Origin of the sequence: Pseudoalteromonas sp. SG43-8, assembly GCF_014164245.1 — a bacterium.
In the GTDB taxonomy this organism is placed as follows: domain Bacteria; phylum Pseudomonadota; class Gammaproteobacteria; order Enterobacterales; family Alteromonadaceae; genus Pseudoalteromonas; species Pseudoalteromonas distincta.
Genome location: NZ_JACJEX010000002.1, coordinates 432001 through 458975 on the forward strand (window position 1 = coordinate 432001; position 26975 = coordinate 458975).

The 26975-nt window shown below is 38.4% G+C and carries 24 protein-coding genes; 18 read left to right on the forward strand and 6 right to left on the reverse strand.

The features are described from left to right. Positions 1-110 precede the first annotated feature (110 nt). The 4 genes from prfC (at position 111) to H5122_RS07225 (ending at position 5359) form a co-directional block, all read left to right on the forward strand. Complete coding sequence (prfC, locus tag H5122_RS07210) at positions 111-1700, forward strand: peptide chain release factor 3 (protein ID WP_002958776.1); 1590 nt, start codon at positions 111-113, stop codon at positions 1698-1700. Between the two features lie 60 nt (positions 1701-1760). Continuing rightward, positions 1761-3503 (forward strand): arginine--tRNA ligase, encoded by a 1743-nt coding sequence (gene argS, locus H5122_RS07215; RefSeq protein WP_002958775.1) that lies wholly within the window; start codon positions 1761-1763, stop codon positions 3501-3503. A gap of 428 nt (positions 3504-3931) precedes the next feature. Next, complete coding sequence (gene pdxH, locus H5122_RS07220; RefSeq protein WP_002958774.1) at positions 3932-4570, forward strand: pyridoxamine 5'-phosphate oxidase; 639 nt, start codon at positions 3932-3934, stop codon at positions 4568-4570. A gap of 21 nt (positions 4571-4591) precedes the next feature. After that, positions 4592-5359, forward strand: coding sequence for a TatD family hydrolase (locus tag H5122_RS07225; RefSeq protein ID WP_182681797.1), 768 nt, complete (start codon positions 4592-4594; stop codon positions 5357-5359). Here H5122_RS07225 and H5122_RS07230 read toward each other — a convergent pair. Beyond that, positions 5326-5946: an AhpA/YtjB family protein gene (locus H5122_RS07230; protein ID WP_182681798.1), complete on the reverse strand. Its 621-nt coding sequence runs from the start codon at positions 5944-5946 to the stop codon at positions 5326-5328. The two genes, H5122_RS07225 and H5122_RS07230, sit on opposite strands and share 34 nt — an antisense overlap. 152 nt (positions 5947-6098) lie before the next feature. On the opposite strand from H5122_RS07230, the gene serB reads away from it, so the two are divergent. Beyond that, positions 6099-7127, forward strand: a complete 1029-nt coding sequence (gene serB / locus H5122_RS07235; RefSeq protein ID WP_182681799.1) for a phosphoserine phosphatase SerB — start codon at positions 6099-6101, stop codon at positions 7125-7127. 20 nt (positions 7128-7147) lie between these two features. On the opposite strand, the gene H5122_RS07240 is transcribed toward serB, so the two are convergent. Next, positions 7148-9625, reverse strand: coding sequence for a PilZ domain-containing protein (locus tag H5122_RS07240; RefSeq protein ID WP_182681800.1), 2478 nt, complete (start codon positions 9623-9625; stop codon positions 7148-7150). A 364-nt stretch (positions 9626-9989) separates the two neighbouring features. Here H5122_RS07240 and radA point away from each other — a divergent pair, with 364 nt between their 5' ends. Both radA and H5122_RS07250 read left to right on the forward strand, forming a co-directional pair. Next, positions 9990-11375 carry a DNA repair protein RadA gene (radA, locus tag H5122_RS07245; RefSeq protein WP_182672976.1) on the forward strand — a complete coding sequence of 462 codons (1386 nt, stop codon included), beginning with the start codon at positions 9990-9992 and terminating at the stop codon, positions 11373-11375. A 75-nt stretch (positions 11376-11450) separates the two neighbouring features. Then, on the forward strand, positions 11451-12383 hold the full coding sequence (locus H5122_RS07250) for a hypothetical protein (protein WP_182681801.1): 933 nt from the start codon (positions 11451-11453) through the stop codon (positions 12381-12383). 53 nt (positions 12384-12436) lie between these two features. Here H5122_RS07250 and argE read toward each other — a convergent pair whose 3' ends face one another. Then, positions 12437-13585 (reverse strand): acetylornithine deacetylase, encoded by a 1149-nt coding sequence (gene argE / locus H5122_RS07255; RefSeq protein WP_149602219.1) that lies wholly within the window; start codon positions 13583-13585, stop codon positions 12437-12439. Between the two features lie 224 nt (positions 13586-13809). Here argE and argC point away from each other — a divergent pair, with 224 nt between their 5' ends. The 9 genes from argC (at position 13810) to H5122_RS07300 (ending at position 22741) form a co-directional block, all read left to right on the forward strand. After that, on the forward strand, positions 13810-14820 hold the full coding sequence (gene argC / locus H5122_RS07260; protein WP_024596072.1) for an N-acetyl-gamma-glutamyl-phosphate reductase: 1011 nt from the start codon (positions 13810-13812) through the stop codon (positions 14818-14820). Then, positions 14821-15588 carry an acetylglutamate kinase gene (argB, locus tag H5122_RS07265; protein ID WP_182681802.1) on the forward strand — a complete coding sequence of 256 codons (768 nt, stop codon included), beginning with the start codon at positions 14821-14823 and terminating at the stop codon, positions 15586-15588. Between the two features lie 7 nt (positions 15589-15595). Further along, on the forward strand, positions 15596-16528 hold the full coding sequence (locus H5122_RS07270) for an ornithine carbamoyltransferase (RefSeq protein ID WP_149593651.1): 933 nt from the start codon (positions 15596-15598) through the stop codon (positions 16526-16528). Beyond that, a complete protein-coding gene (locus H5122_RS07275; protein WP_007377844.1) occupies positions 16525-17727 on the forward strand; it encodes an argininosuccinate synthase in 1203 nt (400 codons plus the stop codon). The genes H5122_RS07270 and H5122_RS07275 overlap by 4 nt, the downstream gene beginning before the upstream one ends. A 51-nt stretch (positions 17728-17778) precedes the next feature. Next, positions 17779-19644 carry an argininosuccinate lyase gene (argH, locus tag H5122_RS07280; protein ID WP_149602222.1) on the forward strand — a complete coding sequence of 622 codons (1866 nt, stop codon included), beginning with the start codon at positions 17779-17781 and terminating at the stop codon, positions 19642-19644. Between the two features lie 260 nt (positions 19645-19904). Further along, positions 19905-20105 carry a hypothetical protein gene (locus H5122_RS07285; protein ID WP_024596070.1) on the forward strand — a complete coding sequence of 67 codons (201 nt, stop codon included), beginning with the start codon at positions 19905-19907 and terminating at the stop codon, positions 20103-20105. Positions 20106-20121: 16 nt separating this feature from the next. Beyond that, entirely contained in the window at positions 20122-20655 is a 534-nt protein-coding gene (locus tag H5122_RS07290; RefSeq protein ID WP_024596069.1) for a hypothetical protein, read from the forward strand. Positions 20656-21616: 961 nt separating this feature from the next. Next, on the forward strand, positions 21617-22132 hold the full coding sequence (locus H5122_RS07295) for a hypothetical protein (protein WP_182672979.1): 516 nt from the start codon (positions 21617-21619) through the stop codon (positions 22130-22132). Between the two features lie 102 nt (positions 22133-22234). Beyond that, positions 22235-22741, forward strand: a complete 507-nt coding sequence (locus tag H5122_RS07300; RefSeq protein WP_182681803.1) for a hypothetical protein — start codon at positions 22235-22237, stop codon at positions 22739-22741. Between the two features lie 35 nt (positions 22742-22776). Here H5122_RS07300 and coaD read toward each other — a convergent pair whose 3' ends face one another. Continuing rightward, on the reverse strand, positions 22777-23268 hold the full coding sequence (gene coaD, locus H5122_RS07305; protein ID WP_024595945.1) for a pantetheine-phosphate adenylyltransferase: 492 nt from the start codon (positions 23266-23268) through the stop codon (positions 22777-22779). Positions 23269-23466: 198 nt separating this feature from the next. Between coaD and H5122_RS07310 the strand changes: the two genes are divergently transcribed. Further along, positions 23467-24120 carry a TetR/AcrR family transcriptional regulator gene (locus H5122_RS07310; RefSeq protein WP_182681804.1) on the forward strand — a complete coding sequence of 218 codons (654 nt, stop codon included), beginning with the start codon at positions 23467-23469 and terminating at the stop codon, positions 24118-24120. Positions 24121-24217: 97 nt separating this feature from the next. Next, on the forward strand, positions 24218-25675 hold the full coding sequence (gene thiI / locus H5122_RS07315) for a tRNA uracil 4-sulfurtransferase ThiI (protein ID WP_149602230.1): 1458 nt from the start codon (positions 24218-24220) through the stop codon (positions 25673-25675). Positions 25676-25715: 40 nt separating this feature from the next. On the opposite strand, the gene H5122_RS07320 is transcribed toward thiI, so the two are convergent. Together H5122_RS07320 and H5122_RS07325 are read right to left on the reverse strand one after the other, a co-directional pair. Beyond that, positions 25716-26618 (reverse strand): ketopantoate reductase family protein, encoded by a 903-nt coding sequence (locus H5122_RS07320; protein ID WP_182681805.1) that lies wholly within the window; start codon positions 26616-26618, stop codon positions 25716-25718. Continuing rightward, positions 26611-26964, reverse strand: coding sequence for a VanZ family protein (locus tag H5122_RS07325; protein ID WP_002958754.1), 354 nt, complete (start codon positions 26962-26964; stop codon positions 26611-26613). Before H5122_RS07325 ends, H5122_RS07320 begins: the two co-directional genes overlap by 8 nt. Between the last annotated feature and the right edge of the window lie 11 nt (positions 26965-26975).

The window sequence follows — 26975 nt, forward strand, 5'->3', positions numbered from 1 at the left end:
ACGTGAAAATCAGCGAGAATAGTAGTTAATTACGATCAACATAACGGGTTTACTCGCAGACGCTTATTAAAATGCATTCAACCCCGCATATAAACTAAAAGAATTTATCAATGGCAGACCAGACTATTATCAATGAAATCAGCAAGCGAAGGACCTTTGCTATCATCTCTCACCCGGATGCTGGTAAAACAACGATTACCGAAAAAGTATTGTTATTCGGACAAGCTATTCAAAGAGCTGGTACTGTAAAAGGTCGCGGCTCTAACCAGCATGCTAAATCTGACTGGATGGAAATGGAAAAAGAGCGTGGTATATCAGTTACTACGTCTGTAATGCAATTTCCATATAACGACGCACTTGTTAATTTACTTGATACGCCAGGACACGAAGATTTCTCTGAAGATACGTACCGTACATTAACAGCAGTAGATTCGTGCTTAATGGTTATTGATGCGGCTAAAGGTGTAGAAGACCGTACCCGTAAGCTAATGGAAGTTACACGCCTGCGTACCACACCTATTGTTACATTTATGAACAAATGTGACCGTGATATTCGCGACCCAATGGAAGTGCTGGACGAAGTTGAAACAGAGCTAAATATTGCCTGTGCACCCATTACTTGGCCAATTGGTTGTGGTAAAGAGTTCAAAGGTGTTTATCACATTCATAATGATGAAGCTGTTTTATATAAAACGGGCCAAGGTCATAAAATTCAAGATGTTCGCACAATTAAAGGCCTTGATAATCCAGAGTTAGATATAGCCATTGGTGAAGACTTAGCTGCGCAGTTACGTGATGAGCTTGAGCTTGTTATTGGTGCATCAAACGAATTTGATTTAGATCTGTTTTTAGCCGGTGAGCTTTCGCCAGTTTATTACGGTACCGCACTTGGTAACTTTGGTGTTGATCACGTGTTAGATGGTTTAACTAAGTGGGCGCCAACGCCATTACCACGTGAAACCGAAGACAGACTAATTGTTGCAACTGAAGAAAACTTTACCGGGTTTGTATTTAAAATTCAGGCCAACATGGACCCTAAACACCGTGACCGTATTGCATTTATGCGTATTGTATCGGGTAAGTACAGCCAAGGCATGAAAATGAACCACGTGCGAATTGGCAAGCAAGTGAGCATTTCTGATGCGGTAACCTTTATGGCGGGCGATCGTGAACGTGCCGCAGATGCTTTCGCTGGCGACATTATTGGCTTGCATAACCACGGTACAATTCAAATTGGTGATACGTTCACGCAAGGCGAAAAACTTAAATTTAGTGGTATTCCTAACTTCGCCCCTGAACTATTTCGTCGTATTCGCCTTCGCGATCCGCTTAAGCAAAAGCAATTGCTAAAAGGTTTAGTACAGCTTTCTGAAGAAGGGGCTGTACAGGTATTTAGACCACTTATTAATAACGACTTAATAGTAGGCGCGGTAGGCGTACTTCAGTTTGATGTGGTTGTAGCGCGTTTAAAAGCAGAATATAACGTTGATGCTATTTATGAAGGCGTAAACGTGAATACGGCACGCTGGGTAAGCAGTGATGACGTTAAAAAGTTTGAAGAATTTAAACGTAAATGCGAAAGCAATTTAGCTCTCGATGGCGGTGATAACTTAACTTACATTGCACCGAGCCGTGTAAACCTTAACTTATCGGTAGAGCGTTACCCAGAAGTAACGTTTAGCCATACACGCGAAAACTAGAGCTCATTTACAAGAATTAAAAGAAAACCTGCTTTGGCGGGTTTATAAAGGTAAAAAAATATGAATATTCGTACTATTTTAATTGAAAAAGCCATTGCAGCTATGGTCGGTGCAGGCTTACCTGAAGACACAAACCCGGCAGTAACGCAAAGCACGCGTCCACAATTTGGTGATTACCAAATTAATGCAGCCATGGGCGCAGCTAAAAAAATGAAAAGCAACCCGCGTGAGCTTGCACAAAAAATTATTGATAACCTTGATGTAAGCGATATTGCACAAAAGACTGAAATTGCGGGTCCTGGTTTTATTAATATCCATTTAAAGCCTGAGTTTTTAGCGCAAAGCGTTAAAGCGGCTAACAATGATGCAAAACTAGCTGTAAACGAGCACGCTAAGCCACAAAAAGTTGTTGTTGATTATTCATCACCAAACCTAGCTAAAGAAATGCACGTAGGTCATTTACGTTCAACTATTATTGGTGACTCAATTGTACGTGCGCTTGAATTTAGAGGCGATACGGTTGTGCGCCAAAATCATATGGGTGATTGGGGTACGCAATTTGGTATGTTAATCGCGCATTTAGAAGATCAAATTAGTCAAGGCGTTGACTTAGATACTGTTGCGCTTGCTGATTTAGAAACTTTTTACCGCGATGCTAAAAAACGCTTTGACGACGAAGAAGGCTTTGCAGATAAAGCACGTGACTACGTTGTTAAATTACAAGGCGGCGATGCGCACTGTGAAAAACTTTGGAAACTATTTATAGCCACCTCAGTTAAACACTCTGAAGAAGTATACAAGCGTTTAAATGTAACGCTTACCCAAGCCGATATTATGGCTGAAAGCGCATACAATGCAGAGCTTAACGATATTATTAGCCTACTTAAAGATAAAAACATTGCCGTAGAGTCGCAAGGCGCGCAAGTGGTGTTTTTAGATGAGCTAGCTAATAAAGATGGCGAGCCATCAGCGTTTATCGTACAAAAATCTGGCGGTGGTTTTTTATATGCAACAACAGACTTAGCGGCATGTGACTACCGTTCAAATAAATTAGGTGCTGATCGCATCTTAATTTTTGTAGATGCACGTCAAAATCTACACTTTAACCAAGTAGAGCTAACAGCGCGTAAAGCTGGTTTATTAAGAGACGAAACAAGCTACGAGTTTTGCCCGTTTGGCACCATGATGGGCGCCGATAATAAACCATTTAAAACACGTACTGGTGGCACAGTAAAACTTGCTGATTTATTAGAAGAGTCAATTAACCGCGCAGCAGCAAAATTAGCTGAACGTGAGTCTGATTTAAGTGATAGCGATCGCAGCGAAATTGCCCGTAAAGTAGGTATTGGCGCAGTTAAATATGCCGACCTTTCTAAGCACCGTACCAGTGATTACATTTTTAACTGGGACAGCATGCTAAGTTTTGAAGGCGCAACAGCTCCTTACTTACAATATGCTTATACACGCGTACGCAGTATTTTCCGTAAGTCAGGCGTTGATGCTGCTACATTAAATTCAGACGTTGCAATTGTTGAGCCTCAAGAAAAAGCACTTGCACTTAAGCTACTACAGCTCGAAGAAGTACTTGATTTAATGATCAGCGAAGCAACACCGCACGTACTATGTGGTTACTTATACGAGCTTGCAAGCTTATACATGACATTTTACGAAGCCTGCCCAGTACTTAAAGAAGGCGTAGAGCCAAGCGTGCGCGATAGCCGTTTAGTATTGTGTAATTTGGTTTCAAGAACTTTAGAAACGGGATTAGATTTGCTAGGCATTGAAGTCATGGAGCAAATGTAATCACCGTCGTATTTTAACCTAATACTGCGTTATCCAATCCGACTTATCCTAATCACATACAAACCGTATGCTCATAGGGATAAGTCGGGTTGGACGCCTTGTCTTAGGCTAAACTACTTAGGTGAACCGTCTGCTGCGTGTAGTTCGCTTTGACTGCGTTGTCGTGCTTTTTTAGCCTAAGTCACATACTAAATGTATGCTCCTTGGCATAAAAAAGCACTCCGCCTTGTCAGCACTTCTACACTTGCAGATGTAATGTTTTACATTGTAGGTTGGGTTGAGTGAAACGAAACCCAACGATACACCTGAGACTCGGTGCTATTTCTATCGTATATACCTGAGACTCGATACTTGTTATTACTCAATATCTATTGTTTTAAGCTCGCTACTCTAAGCTCTTTTCTAAGTCTTTATTTAAAGGATTTGTTATGAAACTCGAAGATATCCGCCGTGAATACCTGCAAGACGCGTTAAGCGAAGATAACTTGCAAGATGACCCATTCAAGCAGTTTGAAACATGGCTTGAGCATGCTGTAGCAAGCCAATTACCCGATCCAACAGCGATGGTTGTAGCAACTGTTGATGAAACCGGTCAGCCTTCACAGCGTATAGTGCTTTTAAAGCATCTGGATGATAACGGCTTTGTATTTTTTACCAATACAGGTTCGCGTAAAGCGCAGGAGCTTAAAGGCAATAACAAAATTTCCTTGCACTTTCCGTGGCATCACATGGAACGCCAAGTTATTGTTTATGGCGAGGCTAAACCATTACCAACTTCTGCTGTGGCAAAGTACTTCTTATCTCGTCCTAAAGAAAGCCAATTAGCAGCGTGGGCATCAGCGCAAAGTCGTCCGGTGTCATCACGTAAAGTACTCATGGAAACCTTTGCTAATATGAAAAACAAGTTTGCTAAAGGTGAAATTCCATTACCTGATTTTTGGGGCGGTTATTGTGTAGTGCCCACTAAAATTGAGTTTTGGCAAGGTGGGGCGCATCGTTTACATGACCGTTTTATGTATCAGCGCCAAGCAGATAACAGCTGGCAAATTACACGCTTAAACCCTTAATAAATAGATGAGTAAGTAACCGTGCAATTTATTGACTCTCATTGCCACCTCGATTTTAGTGAGTTTGATTCAAGTCGTGAATCGCTCATAACCGAGTGTGTAGCAAAGGGAGTTAATCAGTTTGTTGTACCGGGTATTACGCTTGCTCAATCGCATACTCTTATAGAGCTCAAAGCAACCTATCCAAGTATAAAAATAGCGGCAGGGCTACATCCTTACTTCTTAGATCAACATAAAGAATCGCACATAGAAGCGTTATTCGAGTTTGCAACTACAAATAAGCATCAGTTAGTGGCCATTGGTGAGTGTGGGCTTGATAGAAGCATTGAAAACCTCTCTAAACAAACTTATTTATTTGAACAGCAAATAAAGCTTTCTAACGAGCTAAGCTTACCGCTCATTGTACATCACAGGCAAAGCCATGATTTAATTGCGCAAGCGTTTAAACGTTGTAAGCCAAAAAATGGGGGAGTTATTCATGCATTTTCAGGTTCAATCCAACAAGCGAAGTATTATATCAAACAGGGCTTTAAGCTTGGCGTAGGCGGTGTTATTACCTATGAACGTGCAGCTAAAACCCGTGCTGTTATTGCCGCTATTGAGCCCGAGCACTTAGTGCTTGAAACGGATTCACCTTCAATGCCGTTAAGTGGCTACCAAGGGGAGGTTAACACGCCATTGCATTTACCTGATGTGTTTGACGCACTATGTGATTTAAAGCCACACAGCGAAAAAGAGACGCTTGCAAAGCAGCTTTATGATTCTTGTTCAGATGTTTTTTGCATATAACGATTTACCTGCCAGCGCTTTAATCCACGGCCTAACTGCCACGTAAAAATACAAGCAATCACTAGCATTAGTAAAACCTGCCTGCCTAAGTCATGAAAATGATTATGGCTATCGGATATTGCAGCGCGAGTTAAATAAGTAATAGATACAAAACCTATAGGGCGGTCATCATCGCTTATAACAGGTTCCATAAAAGGTGTTTTTAACTTACTTATTCCGGGGGTAGAATCAGAAAGTTGACCATAAATATGGTGTGACTGCCAATTGTCGCTACTGGCTAATAAAATACCCTGTTGATCGTAAATAGTGGCCGAAAGCACGAACTCATCTTTACTTATATCGTTACAAATTGCATTGAGCTGGGGTTTATTTTTTTCGATTAAAGGTGTTTTAACATTTAAAGCCATAAACTGAGTGAGGCTTTTTGCGGTGCTGTCGGCGCTATCGTAAAGTAACTGGTGACTCTGAAAACTACTATTAACACCCACCCAGCTTAGTAATACAAAACAGCCAGCCGCAAGAATTAAGCGAACGAGTCGCTTTCTTTGGGATGCGCTTATAGGGTTTTTAATATGGTTATTTTTCATAGTCACCGTTTATGCTACTGACAGCATTTTGATTTGATGTTACAACTACACTAACTATAACCTTAAACCCCACCTGATGGCGAATTTAGTGTTGAGAATAGCAGTTTTGAGATGCCAACTATCAGGAAAATAAAAATAAACACGGAGATCCCATGTCGCAAATCAACATGGCACAGCAAGCTGCTGAGCAACCATTACAACACTTAACTCTAAATAAATGGTTTAGCTATAGTGGTGGTGTATCTACACCTCTCGATTATATTCCAAACAAAGCATTAGGGTTATTTAGCATCGCATTTGCAGGTGATTTTGCAGAAAAACACATTGCCAATATTGTTGACTTTTTAGCGACACATAACCAAAACGTCACCGCTATATGCCAATACCAACCTGATTTAGGGCTTGCACCAGCACTGTGTTTTTACGCGCAAAATGCAGATAAAACTATAAACCCGTTAGTACTACAAGAATTTTCAAACACGCTTGATTGTCAATTAGTGCAAGTTACTACTCCGCCTAATTTATATGAGCCTGGTTTATTGGTTATGGATATGGATTCAACTGCAATAACTATTGAGTGCATAGACGAAATAGCACGCCTTGCGAACGTATACGATGAAGTTGCCTCTGTAACTGCACTTGCAATGGCGGGTAAACTTGATTTTAGTGAGAGTTTATATCAGCGTGTAGCTAAGCTTGAAGGTATTGAAAAAAGCTTAATTGAAGAACTGAAAAGTTCATTACCATTGATGCCTGGTATTAAAATACTGTGCCAAATTTTAAAGCAACATAACTGGTATTTGGCGATTGCCTCAGGTGGTTTTGTGCCTTTTGCAGAGCGTGTACAAGAGCTGATTAATTTAGATGAAGTGCACGCTAATGTGCTCGAATTTAAAGACGACAAGCTAACAGGTAAAGTACTGGGTACGATTGTCGATGCGCAGCAAAAAGCGGTCGTTTTAGAGGTGCTTCAGCAAAAGCTAGGGCTTAAAAAAGCACAAACTGTAGCTATTGGAGATGGCGCAAATGATTTAGTGATGATGGCAAAAGCAGGCCTAGGTGTGGCCGTGCATGGTAAGCCTAAAGTGGTTGAGCAAGCACAAGCGGCTATTTGTGAAGGGTCATTATTGCAATTGTTGTATATGTTGGCTATTCCGTTAGAAAAACAACCAACACTTTAAAATAAATTAAGTTAAACCGCTTAACGTAAGCGGTTTAACCAAATTAGCTTACGGCGGCTCATTTGTGCAACTTGCTCTTTTTTAAGTTCTAAATGGCTTAGCGCTTCTTCAGTTATATCTACTACATCACCCACACCAGCTACGGCCCATAAGGCTTCTTCTAAATCTTTAGCTTTGTGCATTGCGTACTGACTTACGTATTTTAGCTCATTAGAAAGGTAATCAGTATCGGGGCGACCTGTGCGCGATATATACAAACGCATTACGAATATAAGTTGCGATGTAATACCTTTACTAATTTGTTTATAAAAGCTTGAGTAGTCTTCACCTAAAGCGCATTGGCTAACAATAGCCTCTTCAATACTGCCTTTTCGAGGGTCGAAGTTAATAGCAAGTGTAAAAGCAAGTGGTGCATCTTGGCGGCTGCGATCTTTGATATTTGGTGTTATTACATTAATAATTTGCTCTTCAGTCAGAATGCTCGAAAAGTCAGTTTTGTTACTTAATAAACCAAAGTTTTGCAAAATTACGTGCATAGGGCTGGCGTATAACCCATATCCAATTGCACCCGTTTTAAAGTGTGCGGCTTCTTTGTGTAAATATAGCGGAAATTGGCAAACGCTTTTTGTTACCATATTTCTAAGTGCGGTAGATAAGCCTTCTACTTTAGGTGCTTCTTCAGATACTTTAAGTTTGTCTTTATTACCTTCTATTAGCTGAGTGAAAAAGGTCACGCCAGCATGGGGTAAATCAGCAATACGATTTGCTTTTAGGTTAATAGTAGTAAATGACTTACTGATGGCCATTACTTCGTACTTTAGTTCACTAAGCTTATGCTTTTTAGTTATTTTTTGAAGTTCAGGGAATGCTAAAAGTACTATATCGCCTTTTTTAAATGTGGCAGTTTGTTCGCACTCTAACTGTAAACCCATTACCGAAAAGTCACGTGTATAGCCGTTAAATACCTCATCATTAATAGTAACACTAACTGGTGTTTTATAAAGATAGCGCTTATGCGAGCGTAAATTTACGTATTCAAGTGGCACAATATCTAAGTAGGGTGGTGTTTTGTGTTTTGCGTGGCCAAAGTGCTTAAGCTGATTTACTAATGCTTTATCAAAAGTAAGTTGTTTATAATTTGCTTGTTCAGTTTTATTGCCAATATTTGTAAGTACAACAATATACTTAACATCCTTTATAAGGCCTTTTACACGAGGTGAAGGTGGCTTATTTAATTTTTCTATGTTTTCACCGGCACTATTAGGTAGTGAAAGCGGTATAAAAGAATCATCTGGATGACTTGGCATTATTTGTATTTTAAAGCACTGCCAGCTCTCTTTTTGGCTACCAAAACCTAAAAATAGATCACGTAATTTAGGGTTGTTATTTAACTCTGTACGCGTCGCTGAGTAGTAATAAATTTTACCTGATGATATATGTGTAAATGTATAGAGGTAATCTTCTTTTACTGCGGTAATTTGAGTTAGTAATTGTGTAATACGCTGATGATTAAGTATATTGTACAAACACGGTATTTTTCTTTCATCGGTAAAGTAGCGCTGAATAAAAATATTATTTTCAGTGGTAAGGCTAAGGCTTGGGTAATATTGCTCATCTTTTTTACTTAAAAATACATATAAAGACGTTACGCGAGGAATGTAGTACTGCTCATACCCCTTTGATACTACAGCATCGAGCGTATTATCTAGATTTACTTTATAACGACGCTTATTACCATGAATAAAACTTTCTAAAAAGTCATTAAAGGCATCGTTGTTTTCTATATAAGTGCGCTTTAAGCGGATGTGATTAAATTCACGAGAGATATTTTCTACTGCAACAACTTCGTATTGAATACCGCTTTTTAGGCCAAGTTCAAAGTCTTGCTCAAGGCCTACTAAGCGCATTGCGATGAGCTCACCTTTTTTTATAGAGTAGCGCGTTGCAAGCTTAACTTTACAACCACTTAAAGATATATCTGAGGTGCTAGCAGCAATGTTCTTTTTATCTTTGTAATCAATCGTTACTTTTATTGAGTAATTCATCCGTTCTTCACGGCGGCTCTCGTAAGAGGCAAACTTAATTACTTCAGTGTTTAAGTTATTTTCTAACTCTTGTAACTCTGATTTTTCGGCTGCTTGTTTTTGTAATACGCGGTGGTTATTTTCTGTATTCATTACGGCTTCGTAAACAGCTAAGGTGTATTCACCATGTTGTTTAAGCGCTTTTTCAAACACTTCAATGGCTGTGTCATCCATAAAGTGTTGCTTGCCGTTATGCTCATATGGTTTTACTTGGCCTGTCACTAATCCACGAAGATCAACAAAACGTGCCACTGGCTGAGATAAACGCGACATTTCCATTTTCATTAAAAATTGCTCAGGTTTAGTTAACCCTGCGGTTTTTGATTTGAAAATTAGATCAAATTTAGCGTTGCCTAAATATGTTTTTAACTCATTCACGAGGTCTTCGTGTTTGAGCATTATGTCATCAGCCATTTATAAAACCATCACCGTCTAATTGAAAAAGTAGGTATACTGTTAAGTCCATTTATTAGAAGTTCAATAAACGTTAAATCGCGCTATGTTATTAATATAGGTACGATTATTTGAGTTACTACTGTTTAGCTCTTGTTATGTATGTGTTATTTGCCATTTTATTGGCAAGTTACTTTAAACTATTACAAAGCAAAAAGTATGCCCTAAATTATAGCTAAAAAGAAACACCATGTGTATTTATTGATTGTGACGCTAGATTTTTAAGCAGGCAAGAGTTTGTTGCTAAGTAAATGCCTGAAATGGCAAAATAAGCGCTTAATAGTAAGAATTTTTTTTAATTAAAGAATAGTAGGTAAAGTTATCAATGGCTAAAGCGGCAAAAGTAGAATTTGTTTGTACCGAATGTGGCATGAACTATCAACGTTGGCAGGGTCAATGTCGCTGCGGTGCGTGGAACACATTAGCGGAATTTAAGCCTTCAGCAGGGCACAGTAAAAAAGCATCAATACGAGCGAACGTTGGTGGTTATGCTGGTGGTGTTGGTGGTGGCTCTAAAAAAATCAATGATATTGCTACATCAGAGGCTGAAAAGCAGCTAACTGAAATCGGCGAGCTTGATCGCGTACTAAGCGGCGGGGTGACTACTGGCTCTGTTAATATAATTTCGGGCGATCCGGGGGCGGGTAAGACAACTTTGCTATCTGACTTAGTGGCGAGAATGTCACAACGGATGCCGTCACTTTACTGTACGGCAGAAGAATCTTTATCGCAGTTTAAAAACAGGGTAAATCGTTTAAAGTTAAACTATAACCCGGAAGAGCTTTATTTACTTTCAGAAACGAGCGTTGAAACCATCATCGAAGAGCTCGAGAAAAATAAAATTAAGTTTGCTGTTATTGACTCTATTCAAGCTGTTGTAACCGATACGGCAAATGGTAGCCCAGGTTCGCCTTCGCAAGTAAAAAGCGCCGCCCAAGCATTAACTCAGTACTGTAAGCAAAATGATGTAACCATGTTCATTATTGCTCACGTAAATAAAAATAACGAAATAGCAGGCCCTCAAACACTTGTACATATTGTTGATGCGCTTTTACACATAGATACCAACGATGGGCAAATACGAACCCTTAGGGCAAATAAAAACCGCTTTGGTGATATTGATACTGTTGGCATTTTTAAAATGTGTGAACGTGGGATGTTAAGTGTTGATAATCCAAGTGAAATATTTTTATCGGGTTCAACCACTGACTCACCTGGCTCTACTATTACCTGTATTCGTAAAGGGAATCGTAATTTATTGCTTGAGATTCAATGTTTAACTACCGAAACAGAAGCTGAATTTCCGCAGCGTGTTTGTGTTGGTTTAAATATGAATCGTATAAAAATGCTGACCGGTATATTACGTAAGCATACTAAAACTAAAATATTTCACGATACGTTTTTTAATATTGTGGGTGGTTTAAGAATTGATGAGACAGAAACCTGCATCGATTTAGCATTAGTAACCGCGTTACTTAGCAGTTTAAACGAATTTGTTGTACCTCGTACCACGTGTATTATGGGAGAACTTAGCTTAAACGGTGATGTACGCCCAATAGACAGTGGTGTACCGCGTGTTAAAGAGGCTGCACAACATGGTTTTACAGAAATATATATTCCATTTCGCAATTACCATAAATCGATGGAGGGGCTAGGCGCTAAAATTACCCCTGTAAAAACTGTACATGAGTTACTTAGTTTGATTAATTAACACTTATCGGTGATGTTCTTCAGTGTTACTCTTAAGTTGAGACACTTTATAGAAAGAATTAAATAAGGAAATGACATGAAAAAATTAGTTATAGTGGCAGCTCTTGTGGCCGCAGGCGTGGGTGGTGTTAGTTACGCAAACTACGTAGCAACTCAAGAAGTGCGTGCAGAAGTAGATAAGCAACTTGCTTTAGTAAGCGAGCAAACTGGCGCTACATTTAAATACGCTGGTTTATCGGCAAGTGTTATTTCAAAGAGTGTAGAAATAACAAACATGGAAGTAATAAGCCCTGAAGGTGACAATGTTGCTAATATTCAAAGCATTGAAATAACTGGCTACGAGCCGGATAAAATATCACCACATACATCATTTGATGTAAAAAGCTTTCAGTTTGATAAAAGCTTCGTATTAAAATTACCAGCTGATAAAAATGAAATGTTAGCGTCGGCAAGTTACGACTTACATTCATCACTTGATTACGATGAAGAGTCTGGCAATAGTGATGTAGTAGTTAAGCTTGATGCAAAAGACATTGTTAGTTTTAATATGGATATGGGTTTAGCTAATTCAAAAGCGTTAATGGATGCTTCATTGGCTATTAGCAAGGCGCAGCAAGAAGCGGGTGATCAACCGCTGACGTATGAACAAGAATTACAGCAGCAAACACTTGTTATGCAAGCAATGAGTAAATTAGAGCCGCGTAATGTTAGCTTTGCCTTAAATAACCAAGGTAAATTAAAAGATTTACTATCAAGCGAGCTTGAAAAGCAAGGTATGACGCTTGAGCAAATGGAAATGACGCTAGAACAACAGTTACAACAAGCTCCTGTAACTGAAGATATTGCAGAGGCTTTAACTAGCTTTGCGAAAGGTTTAAATTCATTCAGTGTGTCTGCAAAGCTACCTGAAGGTAAAACTATGATGGAAATTAACCAACAAGTTATGATGCTAGTAGGGCAACCTGAAGAACTAGTTAAGTTTATTAACTTAGAAGTTAAAGGTGATTAGGCCTTAGTTCTGTATTAATAAAGGCGCCAATTGGCGCCTTTATTGTAATCTTATTAGCTAAAGCAATTTGCTTTTATAAGATCAGTGATTATTTGTTGTGATGGTTTTATTTTTTCCATCGCTAAAAATTCATCAGGCTGGTGTGCTTGGTTAATTGAGCCTGGGCCCATTACAATCGTTTCACAACCGAGTTGCTGGATAAACGGCGCTTCAGTGCAGTAATTTACCGCGACCGCTTTTTGCCCCGCTATTTTTTCAGCCATTTTTACTAAAGCACTGTCGGTGCTACCACTAAATGCCGGTATTGGTTCATGTAAATCAATAACGCTCACCGCATTTGGGTATTGCTGATTTATTTCTTTCGTTGCATCGAGTACTAATGCTTGTAGTTCTTGTACACTTAAACCTGGTAATGGGCGCATATCTATATGCATTTCACAGCAACCACAAATTCTATTCGCGTTATCGCCGCCATGAATATTACCTAAGTTTAATGTTGGATAAGGGATTTCGAAGTGGTTTATTGAATACTTATGCTTTAATTGTTCTTTTAAGATCATTAATTTTGTAATCACTTTATGCATTACTTCAATGGCGTTAAGACCACGTTCGGGATCGGAGCTATGCCCAGAGCGACCAACTACTCTTATTGCTGTACTCATATGGCCTTTGTGCATAAATACTGGCGTCATATCAGTAGGTTCGCCTATTATACAACGCGCAGGTTTTAAATTCGGGTGCTTACATATTTGTTGTGCACCAGCCATCGTTGTTTCTTCGTCGGCGGTGGCAAGGATTAAAATAGGCTGAGTTTGCTGCTTTTCATCAAGTTCACTAATCGCTTGTAATACAAAAGCAAAAAAGCCTTTCATATCAATACTTCCTAGCCCATACAATTTGTTATCGAGTTCGGTAAGTTTAAATGGATTATGATTCCAACGACTGTCATCAAAAGGCACTGTGTCGGTATGACCAGCTAGCATTAATCCGCCATCACCTTCTCCGCGTTTTGCTAATAAATTATAGCGCCCTTTACCTCCTTCTAATTCTATAATTTCACACGTAAAACCGATTGTTTCGCACCAACTGGCTAGGAGTTCGATTACGTTTTTATTGCTCATACACAGGTTGTCTTCAATAGCACTAATAGAAGGGGCTGCAATCAATTGTTGGTACATGGAAATAAACGAAGGCAAAGGCATAAAAAAATCCAAAATTATTATTCAATTTAATTGCATAACAATATAAAAGTATTTATGATGAATATCAATTCACTTTTTAAGCATAAATATATTAAAAGTAACGCCATGAAAATAATGCGACGATAATCAAAATTCATTAATAAAAAAGACTTAATTAGCGTCTAAGCTAGTTTAAGCGAACATTATAGATAAGTAGTAATTAATTTTAAGATAACGAGTAACAAATGAATGTAGTGATTATTGGCGCAAGCGGATACAGCGGCGCAGAGTTAGCAAGTTTAGTTGCTAAGCATCCAAACTTAACTTTAACAGGCTGTTATGTATCAGAGGGTAGCTTAGATAAAAATAAATTGCTAAGTGATTTATACCCGGAGCACCTTGGCTTACTAGACTGCCCTTTACTTCCTCTTAGCGTATCAGCTTTTGATGACATTCAAAGTGATGCTGATTACGTATGCTTATGTACCGATCACAAAGTAAGTGTTGATCTAGCGCCGCAATTTTTAGCTATGGGTAAAAAGGTATTTGATTTATCTGGTGGCTATCGTTTAGCAAGCAATGACGACTACGTTACTTACTATGGTTTTGAGCATCAACATCCAGAGCTTTTAAATGAAGCGGCTTACGGTCTAGCTGAGTGGAACCATGATGCTATCGCTAATGCAAAGCTAATTGCTGTTGCAGGCTGTTACCCAACAGCAGCGCTTAATGCGCTAAAACCGCTTAAGCAAGCAGGCTTATTGAGCAGCGAAAGTATTATTATTAATGCGGTTTCGGGCGTTACAGGCGCAGGGCGTAAAGCCAGTGTAGGAACGCATTTTTGTGAAGTGTCGCTTGCACCTTATGGTTTGTTTAACCATCGCCACGGCCCTGAAATTGAACAACACCTTGGCCACAAAGTGTTGTTTACACCGCATCTAGGTAATTTTCCGCGCGGTATTTTAGAAACTATTTATGTACAGCTTAAGCCAGGCGTTACCAAGGAAAACGTTGCATCGGCTTATCAAGTACTTTCGAGCGAGCCATTAATTCGCTTATTAGGCGATAAAGTACCTTCAATTAAAGGTGTAGCTAAGCAGCCATTTGTTGATATTGGCTGGCAGCAACAAGGAACGCAGTTAATTGTGATGTCTGCTATTGATAACTTATTAAAAGGCGCTGCTGGACAAGCTTTGCAGTGTATTAATATTTCTATGAATTTAGATCATACCACTGGTTTAAAAGGAGCGTTTTAAATGAGTAAAAAAACGTGGGTAATTAAACTAGGTGGTGCAGTACTTAATACAGAAAATGCAGCAAAAGCGTTGTTTGATGTATTAAATGAGCAAACAAATGATGAGTTTGTGATTGTACATGGCGGTGGCGCTTTAGTTGATACATGGTTAAAACAAGCGGGTTTTGCCAGTGCTAAACACCAAGGATTACGTATTAGCCCAGCAGAGCAAATGCCTTATATAGTCGGAGCACTCGCAGGTTGCGCTAATAAACAATTAATGACTCAAGCTATTAGTGCTGGGCACAAGCCTGTGGGCTTAAGTCTTTTTGAGGCAGGTGTTACTGCCACTCAAAAGCTAAAAGCGCTTTGCTTAGTGGGTAAATGTAAAAGCAACGACGATTCTATTGTTAATGATTTACTTAAAATCGGTCGCCTACCCATCGTTAGCTCTATAGGCTTTGATGAGCAAGGGCTTTGGTACAACGTAAATGCAGATGAAGCAGCAGCGGCTATTGCTAGTAACTTAAATGCTGAGCTTATTTTTATGACGGATGTTGAAGCAGTGCTTGACGAAAATAAACAGCCGTTACATCAACTTGACACAAAACACATTGATACTTTAATTACAAATGGAGTAATTGTGGGCGGGATGGAGGTCAAAGTTAAGACCAGCCTTCACGCTGCCCAACATTTACGACGCGGTGTGTATATTTCCAGCTGGCAAAAGCCAGAAAATTTAATTGCTCTGCTGCAAGGCGAGCATGTCGGAACAAAGATTACACCATAGGTTTATTATGTTTGAGAATTTTTTAACGGGTTTAGAATTAGACCAAGAAGGCGCACTTAATTTATTAAAGTTAGCGCAAGATATAAAAGCAAAGCCAGAAAAATACAGCCAAGTATTATCGGGTAAATCAATCGTAACATTGTTTGAAAAACAAAGTTTACGTACTCGCTTATCGTTTGATATAGGTATTAACCGCCTTGGTGGCCATGCAGTTTATTTAGATCAGCAAAATGGCGCTATGGGTGCACGTGAATCAATTAAAGATTTCGCACTTAATATTTCTACTTGGGCCGATGGTATTGTTGCGCGCGTAAATCAGCACAGCACATTAACTACATTAGGTGAATACGCATCAGTACCGGTAGTAAATAGTTTGTGTGATTTATACCACCCATGCCAAGCTCTTGCTGATTTTTTAACGCTTCAAGAAGTTCACGGCGATGTGAGCGAGCTTAAAGTGGCTTACTTAGGTGAGGGCAACAATGTAACTCATTCATTAATGCTTTTAGCGGCAACGCTTGGCACTGATTTTGTTGCTGTAACGCCAAAAGGCAGCTCGCCTGATTCGCAAATTCTTAAAAAGGCAGAGCAAATAGCGGCAATGAATGGCGCATCAGTGATGGTAAGTGACCGTGTTGAAGCGGCTGTGGGTGCAAACGTTGTATATGCAGATACATGGGTATCAATGGGTGATACAACACCACTTGAGCAAGTTAAAGAAAAATATATGCCTTATCAATTAAATCAGGCATTGCTAGATCAAACAGGTGCAACTACGGTATTACATTGCCAACCGGCACACCGTGAATTTGAAATTACCTCTGAGGTAATGGATGGTCCAGCATCGAAAATTATTCAACAAGCAGAGAATCGCATGCACGCGCAAAATGCTTTGCTAGTTACATTACTAAATCCAAATTTTGTTAAGGAACACCTATGAGTTCAATTAAAAAAGTCGTTTTAGCCTATTCAGGTGGTCTTGATACATCGGCTATCGTGCCATGGTTAAAAGAAAACTACGGTTGTGAAGTTGTTGCGTTTGTAGCGGATGTAGGTCAAGGCGCAGAAGAACTTGAAGGCGTAGAAGCTAAAGCAATCGCTTCAGGTGCTTCAGAGTGTTACGTTGTTGATTTAAAAGATGAAATGGTAAGTGATTACATTTATCCAACACTTAAAACGGGCTCGATTTACGAAGGTACTTATTTACTAGGTACGTCTATGGCGCGTCCTATTATTGCTAAAGCACAAGTTGAAATTGCACGTAAAGTAGGTGCTGATGCACTTTCTCATGGTTGTACTGGTAAAGGTAATGACCAAGTTCGTTTTGAATCATGTTTTGCAGCCCTTGCTCCAGATTTAAAAGTAATTGCGCCATGGCGTGAGTGGGACTTATCGAGTCGTGAATCATTACTTGATTACTTAGCAGAGCGTGACATTCCGTGTTCAGCATCTGCTACAAAAATTTATAGCCGTGATGCTAACGCTTGGCATATTTCGCACGAAGGTGGTGAGCTTGAAGATCCATGGTGTCAACCAACTGAGCAAGTATGGACTTGGACTAACTCTCCAGAGCAAGCGCCAGATAAATCAGAACTAGTAACTTTAAAAGTTGTTGAAGGCGAAGTGGTTGCTGTAAATGGCGAAGAACTTAAACCATATGACTGTTTAGTTAAATTAAACGATATTGCATCACCTCATGGCGTTGGACGTGTTGATATTGTAGAAAACCGTTTAGTTGGCATGAAGTCACGCGGTTGTTATGAAACACCAGGTGGCACAGTAATTATGGCTGCGCTTCAAGCCATTGACGAGCTAGTGCTTGATAAAGCAAGCCGTAAGTGGAAAGAAGTACTAGGTGGTGAATTTTCACATTTAGTGTATGACGGACGTTGGTTTACACCACTTAAAGATTCTATTTTAGCCGGTGCAGAAGCACTTTCTAAAGTGGCAACAGGTGAAGTGGTACTTAAGCTATATAAAGGTCAAGTAACTGCGGTTCAAAAGCAATCACCAAATAGCTTATACAGCGAAGCATTTGCTACATTTGGCGAAGATGATGTATATGACCAGTCACACGCTGAAGGCTTTATTCGTTTATTCTCGCTTTCAAGCAGAATTTCAGCATTGGCTAAAAAGTAAATTATTTATAGCCCCTTATAAAAGGGGCATTACAGGGTTTGGAGAGATTTCATGGCATTATGGGGCGGACGTTTTTCTACGGGTCCAGATGAGGCGTTTAAGCAATTTAACGACTCTCTTCCCTTTGACTACCAGTTAGCAGAGCAAGATATTATTGGCTCTGTGGCATGGGCTGGTGCACTTGAACAGGTAAATGTACTTTCAAGTGATGAGCATACAAAATTAGTTGCTGCATTAAATGAGCTACTTGAAGAAGTTAAAGCTGATCCACAATCAGTTGCTACTTCAGGTGCAGAAGACATTCATTCACATGTTGAAGCTGCTCTAATTGAAAAAGTAGGTGATTTAGCTAAAAAATTACATACAGGCCGAAGCCGTAATGACCAAGTTGCCACCGATTTTAGACTATGGTGCCGTGATACAGCCGATCATTTACTAGATGCCATTGCACAGCTAAAAGGCGAGTTTGTAGCGCTTGCAGAGCGAGAGCTTGGCACAATATTACCAGGTTACACGCATTTACAGCGCGCACAACCAGTATTGTTTAGCCACTGGTGTATGGCGTATGTAGAAATGCTAGAGCGCGATGAAAGCCGCCTGCAAGATGCTAAAGCGCGCATGAATTTTTGCCCATTAGGCAGTGGTGCATTAGCAGGTACAGCTTATCCGATTGATCGCCAAGCATTAGCGCATGGGCTAGGTTTTACAGCGGCTACAAAAAATAGCCTTGATGGCGTATCTGATCGTGACTTCGTGTTAGATCTTTTAAGTTGTGCGTCTATTTCGATGATTCACTTATCTCGTATGTCTGAAGATCTGATTTTTTATAATTCAGGTGAAGCCGGATTTATAGAGCTTGCTGATAACGTCACGTCAGGCTCATCGCTCATGCCTCAGAAAAAAAATCCTGATGCACTTGAGCTTATTCGCGGTAAAACCGGACGTGTATTTGGTGCATTTAGCGCTATGATGATGACATTAAAGGCGCTGCCACTTGCATACAATAAAGATATGCAAGAAGACAAAGAAGGGCTGTTTGACGCCATGCCAACATGGCTTGCATGTATTCATATGGCGCAAGCATGTATTAAAGGCGTAAAAGTAAATGGTGATAAAACGTTAGCAGCGGCAAAAGGCGGCCACGCTAATGCCACCGAACTTGCTGATTACTTAGTTGCTAAAGGTGTGCCATTTAGAGAAGGGCATCACATTGTTGGTGTACTTGTACAGCTTGCGATTAGCGAAGGTAAAACGCTTGAGGAGCTATCACTTGAGCAGTACAAATCAGTAAACACTGTATTTGAAGATGATGTTTACCCAGTACTTGAAATTGATGCGTGTATAAAAGCGCGTCAAGCGCTTGGTGGGACGTCTATTGAGCAAGTAACTAATGCTGTTAAAGAAGCCAAAAAAAAACAGCAAATAACGGTACGTGATGCAAATTTAGATGATGTAGAGGCAATTGCCACACTTATACAGCACTGGGCAACGGTAGGCGAAAACCTACCTCGTGCAAAAAGCGATATGGTGCACTCTATTAACGAGTTTGCAGTTACTGAAATAAATGGAAAAGTGTCAGGTTGTGCATCGTTATACATTTACGATACCGGCCTTGCTGAAATACGCTCATTGGGTATAGACCCAAAAAGTAAAGTGACGGGGCAGGGTAGGCAGCTTGTAGAGCACCTACTTGCTAAAGCCAAAAAATTGGCACTTAACCGAGTTATTGTATTGACCCGTGTCCCCGATTTTTTTGAACAGCAACGTTTTACTTTTTGTAGCAAAGACTCTTTGCCAGAAAAAGTAATGAAAGATTGTGAACTTTGCCTTCGTAAAGAAAATTGCGACGAAGTAGCAATGGAATATATTTTGAAGCTAAGTACACGTGCGGAGATCCCGTGTAAATACGTAGCTTAAACTCCCTGGATACAAAAAACGTACGGTTATCCCTGTGCGTTTTTTTATATTTGCAGTAAACTGGTCGGAGTTGTTTGGTTTGATTATATTTTTTTGAGTGAGTTTTAATGCGTCAAAAAAAGTTGGCACATTGGTTGCTAAGTATAAGATAGATAGCAAAATAGCTATCACTGCTTAAAACAGGTAATGCATTTATCTACATAATAATGTGGTTAAAAGTTGCACCAAATATAATTAAAACTTTTACAAGGATCAATCACATGCAAGTTTCAGCTAATAGCCAATTACAAATGCAAGCATACAACAAAACACAACAATTAAAGCCTGCAATGGAACAAACTGCTAGCCCTAAAACCCTGCAATCTGATACAGTAAGCATCTCACAAGAAGCTATGGCTGCTGCGAGTACTGATTTACAGCGTGGTGGTGTGATACTTTATCCCCCAAATAAACCAAAATAATTAATGAAGGTAATGAATGTTTTTAACTGAGTTTTTTGGTTTCTTTTCGCTATCAGCTTTTGCCTCGTGGGGTTTTTTGATGGCATTTTTTTTTAATATTTTTGTTTTTTCATTAGATATAAAAAGAAATACAACCTTATTGCTCAGTTCTTTCATTATGATGTTTTCTTATTCTACATCAGACTATTTTTTCTCATGGTTATCAGTTGAAAGCTCACTTTATCTTGATTGGGCACTTTATGATTATGCTACGGTGGGTGCCTTATTATCAGTTTATTTACTATTAAAAAAAACAACTCCCTCATTTATGTATTTATTAATAGGCCTTATAGTTAATTCATTATTGAGTTTGTGTATGTACTTAGATATGTATGTTTACAATAACAGGGAACCTTGGTTCTTGTGGGATTTGTATACATTTTCAGTCAATATAATCGATCTTATAATGATTGTTATTTTGATTGTAGATAGAGACTTACTTGGTTTTCATAAATTAAAAAGCAAACTCCTTAATTACTTCAAGTCAAACGATACCCACAAAGTAACTTAGCTTAAATGTACGTTACTGAACCCCTAATGGTTTATGTACAAGCCTTCACTCAGTGGGGCTTTTTAATGGCCTTTCTGTATTGTTTGACCTCTACGATAAATAAAGAAAATAAGTCTCCTGTTTATTTATCTGCGCTTATGCTCTGCTCATATGTTTTTAGTGGTTATATAGACTTATTAGAAGGTTTATATTTAAACTCGATGCTCTACGATTTTGTTACTATTTTAGCTTTATTAATTTTAGAGTACTTTAAAGTACTTCACCGCTCTATGGCTTTTCACTTCATCATCTTTGCGTTAATAATAAATGCTGTGCTTACCTTAATATTACATTACGATCTATACGTCTTGTATAACTATGAGCCTTGGTGGTATTGGAGTGTTTATTCTGTTGGTGTAAATATGTTCGATGTTTTAATGATTCTGTCACTAGTATTCAACAAAAATCTCAAAAATAATGGATAATATTCTAGTTAATCCAGCAATCTCTTTTTACATAGGTGCATTTGTACAGTGGGGCTTTTTAATGGCTTTTTTGTACTCATTAGTTATAAGTATTAACAAACCTCGAAAAGAAGCTGTATGGTTATCATTTGTTATGTCAATTTCTTATTCCTCAAGCCTGTTTATAGATATACAACACATATCGTATCTTCAGCTCTTTTTGTTTGATATAACAACTATTTTCGCCATTATTATTTTAAGGTTGTTCATTATTGAAAATCTTATATCGATCTACTTGTTGTTAGGGTTGATTATAAACTCATCATTATTTCTTGGTATGTATATAGATGTGTCAGTTTTTAATAATTACGAACCTTGGTGGTTTTGGTTTTTTTATTCAATTGTTATTAATTTAGCCGACTTTATGATGCTAGCTATATTTTTTATAAACAAAGATTTTTTAGCTTTAGCTGCAATTAAAATATGGTTCCACAATAGTATTATGAAAAGGAATAATAGTGGTAGCTGACATACTTTGGGCACTGGTAGATTTAGGATATAACGTAGCAATACTATTTACATGGTTCTTCCTAATCGCATTTTTATATAACCTATCAGCGAGTATTAATAAAAATGATAAAAGTAGAGCGCATCTTTCATTTATAATGATGGTTTCATACATATCTAGTCTTTTTATGGATCCACTGATTGAAAATCCTCACCTAAATTACTTCTATTATGATCTTGCTACTATTAGCGCCCTGATACTTTGGCGATTTATATATAAAAAATTAGTACCAATTGCTTTTGACTATTTAATTGTAGGGCTTTTTATTAATGCATGTTTATTTTTAGGTATGCATTACGATATTGAAATTGCAGGTACTCTTTACTATTGGTGGTTTTGGACAGTTTATATTTTTGGAATGTATTTTGTCGACTTTACAATGGCATTGGTATTAATCATCAATAAGGATGTTTTAGGCTTAAACAAGCTTTTAAGGTGTGTTAGAAGGTTAAGTTTAGATCGCTGAGGCAGTAAAGCTCAACTTAAAAGAAGAGTGATTTTGTGCATTTTTTATGTTGCCGTTATATGTTAAGCGGTACAATAACGGTTTATATAGTGTTGGGGTGAGATGATTGAGCTACTTTTAAATACAAATATCTCTTTTTATATAGGTGCTTTTGTACAGTGGGGCTTTTTGATGGCTTTTCTATATTCTTTAGTAAGCTCTATAAATAACGCAGATAAAAGCATTGTTTGGCTATCTTTCATCATGGCACTTTCTTACTCTTCTAGTATTTTTATTGATATGGACTCGATAACTTACTTCGATTTTTTCTTATTCGATAGTATTACTCTATTTGTTATTATTTTATCTGGTTTTTTTATAAAAATTAGCGGTGTATACATTTATTTATTATTTGGTTTAGGTATAAACACTTTTTTATTTTTTGCAATGTATATAGATAATGATGTTATGCACCATTATGAATTTTGGTGGTTCTGGTGGGTGTACATAGTAGGTATAAATTTTACAGATTTGACCATGGTTTTAGTTTTCTTTATAGGTAAAGATGTTTTAAAACTTGCTTGGTTAGAAGGAAAGCTAAATAAAGTGTTTAATAAAAGGGCCTATTAGTAATGGATTTCAGTGCTAACAGGCCTTATTTATTATTAACTGGCACCACAGCCCAATTTAGTTTTTAGCGCTTTGACAATTACAGGGTCTACAAACTCGCTTACATCACCATTGTGACGTGCTACTTCTTTAACAAGCGTTGATGAAATAAATGAATTTCGCTCTGCGGGTGTTAAAAATACACTTTCTAAATCAGGATTCAGGCGGCGGTTCATGTTAGCTAATTGAAATTCATAGTCAAAATCAGATACCGCTCTAATACCACGAATAAGCACATTAGCATTGTGATCGCGCGCAAGGTCAGCCAATAAGCCAGAAAAACCAATGACCTTAACATTATCTAAGTGACTTAAAATAGAGTTTGCAAGTTCAACACGTTCTTCAAGGTTAAAACAGGGTTTTTTACTTGGGTTGTTCGCAACCGCAACTAATACAGTATCAAACATTTTAGCTGCACGTTGAATAAGATCTGTATGACCATTGGTTAGTGGATCAAAGGTGCCCGGGTAAATTGCAATAACTTTCATAATGTTCACTATTTATGATTTTAGCGCTAGTTTAACAGTGTTTATGGCACAAAGCAGCCTAGCTAATAAAGCATATAAACACTTACTTTCTTTGAACAGGTCAGTCCAAGGTTTGAGTGTTTTAATGATTCATATTTGTTTATACTGTTTACCTCTTTTGAGTGTAATGTAGCCTATAGATAATTTGAGTATTAGCATATGAATACCAAGGATAAAATAATACACACCAGTATTTTGTTGTTTAACGAAAATGGTGAGCGTGCAATAACGACAAATCATATTGCATCAAACTTAGGGATGAGCCCGGGTAATCTTTATTATCATTTTAAAAATAAAGAAGACATTATCCGTCATATTTTTGCGCTGTATCGCGATCATTTAAATACTCACTTTAAACCTATTAATAAAGATGATGATGCATTTAATCATTTAACGGCTTATTTAGATTCGTTATTTGAATTGATGTGGCGTTACCATTTTTTTTACGACAATCTTGGCGATATACTCGCCAGAGACACTGAGCTAAAACAAGCTTACATTGATTTTCAGTTAGAGTTATTAGAGCAAGTTCGTAAAATTATTCTAGGTCTTCGCGATAGTGAAATGATTGCTATTGATGAGCAAGATGTGATTGATTTGGCCCATACACTAAAGTTAACTGTTAGCTTTTGGACGCCTTATATTAAGGCTCGTAGGCCAAGCGGTACCCTTGCTGAGCAAGATATATATCATGGTATTTTAAAAGTACTTACATTATTTAGAGCGTACAGTACCGATAAAAGCATTGATAAAATGAACCTGCTACGCGAAAAATACACCGAATTAGCACAACAGGCCCTTGCGGTTGCTTAATCGATAATTATTGGCTGTTTCCTAGACGCTGAATTTTTTGCTATAATCGCGCGCCAAATGCCTGGGAGCGCGAATTCCCGCAGTCTAAGAGTGAACTATGCTTAAATTTATCGTCAAACTACATCCTGAAATAGCCATCAAAAGCCGTTCGGTCCGTAAACGCTTTACTAAAGTGTTAGAAAATAACATTAAAATTGTATTGCGACGTCTTGACGAAAAAGTACAAGTAAGAAATAACTGGGATAATATTTCAGTTGTTACAAAGCTTGAAGATGCACAAGTTCGCCTTGATTTTATCGACAGCCTTAAACGCATACCTGGTATCGTTCAGTTTATTGAAGTAACTGAAACGCAATTTGAAACTCTTGATGACATCTATCAAAAAACAATAGCGTTAGTGGGTCACACAATTGTGGGCAAAACCTTTTGTGTGCGTGCTAAGCGTATAGGCCAGCACGACTTTACCTCGACTGATTTAGAGCGTTATGTTGGTGGTGGGCTAAATCAACATATTGAAGGCGCAAGCGTAAAGCTTAGCCGTCCAGAAGTAACAATACGCTTAGAAGTAAAAGACGATAAAGCTTACATTGTTTCGCAAACGCATTTTGGTATGGCGGGCTTTCCACTACCAACGCAAGAAGACGTGCTTTCGCTTATGTCGGGTGGTTTTGACTCTGGCGTAGCAAGTTACCAAATGATTCGTAAAGGCGCACGTACGCACTTTTTATTCTTTAATTTAGGTGGCGCAGCGCACGAGATTGGTGTTAAGCAAGCGAGCTATTTTTTATGGAAAAAATACAGCTCAACACATAAAGTGAAATTTATAACAGTTGATTTTGAACCTGTTGTTGCTGAAATTCTAGAAAATGTTGAAAACAGCCAAATGGGTGTTGTGCTTAAACGTATGATGATGCGAGCAGGAAGTGTAGTGGCTGAAAAGTTGAACATTCAGGCGCTTGTCACTGGTGAAAGTATTGGCCAAGTATCTAGTCAAACATTAGCGAACTTAAGTGTGATTGACCGTGTTACTGAAACGCTTATTTTACGCCCGCTAATTCAAAATGATAAACAAGAAATTATTAATCTTGCTCGCCAAATTGGTACTGCTGAAATGGCTGAAACGATGCCTGAATATTGTGGTGTTATTTCTAAAAAGCCGACAGTTAAAGCCAAAATTGAAGTAATAGAAGCTGAAGAAGAAAAGTTCGATTTTGATGTGCTAGATACCGTAGTAAATAACGCTCGCATAATGGATGTACGCGATATTGACGTAGAGGCAAAGCAAGAGCTAAAAGAGGCTGAGTCGGTTGCTGATTTACCTGCAGGCTCTGTAGTTATTGATATTCGCTCACCTGAAGAAGAAGAAGCTGCACCGCTTGCAATCGATGGTGTTGAGGTGGTGCATTTACCGTTCTTCCGTTTGGCTACAAAGTTTGGTGATTTACCAAAAGACACTGACTACTATTTATATTGTGACAGAGGCGTTATGAGCCAACTACAGGCACTTATGCTGCACGAACAGGGCTTCGAAACTGTAAAAGTTTATCGCCCATAAGGTTTGTCGTCTTAAAGTTAAGAATTTATATAAGCGTGGTTTATACCACGCTTTTTTTTGCCTGAATTTTGACTAACAACTCATCGTTGTAAGGCGTTGGAATACTGTGAAGTTTACCTTGTTGGCTAATATAGCCACATATAGCTGATATTTCAGTTTCTCTATTGTGAGCTATATCTTGCTGCATTGATGAGTAATTATTTGCGGTTAACTCCATTATTTTATAAGCGGTATTGAGAGCTTTAATTAATGGGATATTAAGCCCTTGAGCCTTTGCAATATTGCATGCTTCAGTGAGTGCATTAAAAATTATTGTATTGTACTTAGGTGCACGTAGTTCGCCATTTTTTACATTACTTAAAGCGCTTAATGGATTAATGGCAATATTGACGAGTAGCTTTTCAAAACGAAGCTGCTGAATGTTATTAGTAAACTTTAGGTTGGGTATTACTTTAAAAATATCAGCTATTGGCGCACTATTTTGAAGTGCAAGCGCATTACAGCCACCAATAACGCTTTGTCCTTCACCTGTGTGTTGCACAATATATTGGTTTGATTTAAAGCCCGCTATGCTTGTCGTTAAAAAGTAGAGTGCTTGATGAGTGTTTAGCTGGTTATTTATCTCATCAACGTTGCCCATTCCATTATGCGAAAGTACAACAGAGCAATGTGTTGGTAAAAATGGCTTTATTTGAGAAAAAGCATCAAGCACTTGAAAAGCTTTAACGGTAAATAAAATTACATCAAATTCAGTTGCTTTATCTAACTGATTTAGTGAAATAAATTTTGCGTCAATTTTTTTTGATGCACCCTTACCTCTGCTGTAAAAGCGGGTGTTTGTTGGGGTTTTACGAGTTAAAACACTGACATTATGCGATGCGCTCAAAAAGTGGCTCAGCAATAAGCCAATAGCGCCATCGCCAACGATTAAAATATTAGCCATGTGGGTTCTTTTTTCGAGGTGTAAAAATTACTCTAAGTAAAAAGTAGCTTGCAGCACCTGCAAAATCAGCAAAAAAATCACCAAGTGATGCTTGCCTATAAGGAAGTGCGTCTTGCATTATTTCTATCGAGGCGCCATAGCCTGCTAATAAGAGTATTTGAGCATATAAAGGAAGCTTAAAAGCCTTATCCATTATTATGGCTAATATAAAAAAAATCCCAAAATGGGCTACTTTATCAACATGAGGGAATAAATTTACAACGCCACCTTTTATTTCTTTAGCAAATAAAAAGGTGAAAGCCACTATGCTGATTAAAAAAACTGCTTGATAAACACGCCTTGTCACGACAAATCCTA

Bases quoted from the DNA above. Each gene is read 5' to 3' on its own strand.
- H5122_RS07320 (WP_182681805.1), bottom strand. From the start codon at position 26,618: ATGGCTAATATTTTAATCGTTGGCGATGGCGCTATTGGCTTATTGCTG.
- argC (WP_024596072.1), top strand. From the start codon at position 13,810: ATGAATGTAGTGATTATTGGCGCAAGCGGATACAGCGGCGCAGAGTTA.
- thiI (WP_149602230.1), top strand. From the start codon at position 24,218: ATGCTTAAATTTATCGTCAAACTACATCCTGAAATAGCCATCAAAAGC.
- H5122_RS07300 (WP_182681803.1), top strand. From the start codon at position 22,235: ATGATTGAGCTACTTTTAAATACAAATATCTCTTTTTATATAGGTGCT.
- H5122_RS07270 (WP_149593651.1), top strand. From the start codon at position 15,596: ATGTTTGAGAATTTTTTAACGGGTTTAGAATTAGACCAAGAAGGCGCA.
- H5122_RS07250 (WP_182681801.1), top strand. From the start codon at position 11,451: ATGAAAAAATTAGTTATAGTGGCAGCTCTTGTGGCCGCAGGCGTGGGT.
- radA (WP_182672976.1), top strand. From the start codon at position 9,990: ATGGCTAAAGCGGCAAAAGTAGAATTTGTTTGTACCGAATGTGGCATG.
- H5122_RS07240 (WP_182681800.1), bottom strand. From the start codon at position 9,625: ATGGCTGATGACATAATGCTCAAACACGAAGACCTCGTGAATGAGTTA.
- H5122_RS07285 (WP_024596070.1), top strand. From the start codon at position 19,905: ATGCAAGTTTCAGCTAATAGCCAATTACAAATGCAAGCATACAACAAA.
- H5122_RS07290 (WP_024596069.1), top strand. From the start codon at position 20,122: ATGTTTTTAACTGAGTTTTTTGGTTTCTTTTCGCTATCAGCTTTTGCC.
- coaD (WP_024595945.1), bottom strand. From the start codon at position 23,268: ATGAAAGTTATTGCAATTTACCCGGGCACCTTTGATCCACTAACCAAT.
- prfC (WP_002958776.1), top strand. From the start codon at position 111: ATGGCAGACCAGACTATTATCAATGAAATCAGCAAGCGAAGGACCTTT.
- argB (WP_182681802.1), top strand. From the start codon at position 14,821: ATGAGTAAAAAAACGTGGGTAATTAAACTAGGTGGTGCAGTACTTAAT.
- argS (WP_002958775.1), top strand. From the start codon at position 1,761: ATGAATATTCGTACTATTTTAATTGAAAAAGCCATTGCAGCTATGGTC.
- H5122_RS07230 (WP_182681798.1), bottom strand. From the start codon at position 5,946: ATGAAAAATAACCATATTAAAAACCCTATAAGCGCATCCCAAAGAAAG.
- serB (WP_182681799.1), top strand. From the start codon at position 6,099: ATGTCGCAAATCAACATGGCACAGCAAGCTGCTGAGCAACCATTACAA.
- pdxH (WP_002958774.1), top strand. From the start codon at position 3,932: ATGAAACTCGAAGATATCCGCCGTGAATACCTGCAAGACGCGTTAAGC.
- H5122_RS07275 (WP_007377844.1), top strand. From the start codon at position 16,525: ATGAGTTCAATTAAAAAAGTCGTTTTAGCCTATTCAGGTGGTCTTGAT.
- H5122_RS07310 (WP_182681804.1), top strand. From the start codon at position 23,467: ATGAATACCAAGGATAAAATAATACACACCAGTATTTTGTTGTTTAAC.
- argE (WP_149602219.1), bottom strand. From the start codon at position 13,585: ATGCCTTTGCCTTCGTTTATTTCCATGTACCAACAATTGATTGCAGCC.
- argH (WP_149602222.1), top strand. From the start codon at position 17,779: ATGGCATTATGGGGCGGACGTTTTTCTACGGGTCCAGATGAGGCGTTT.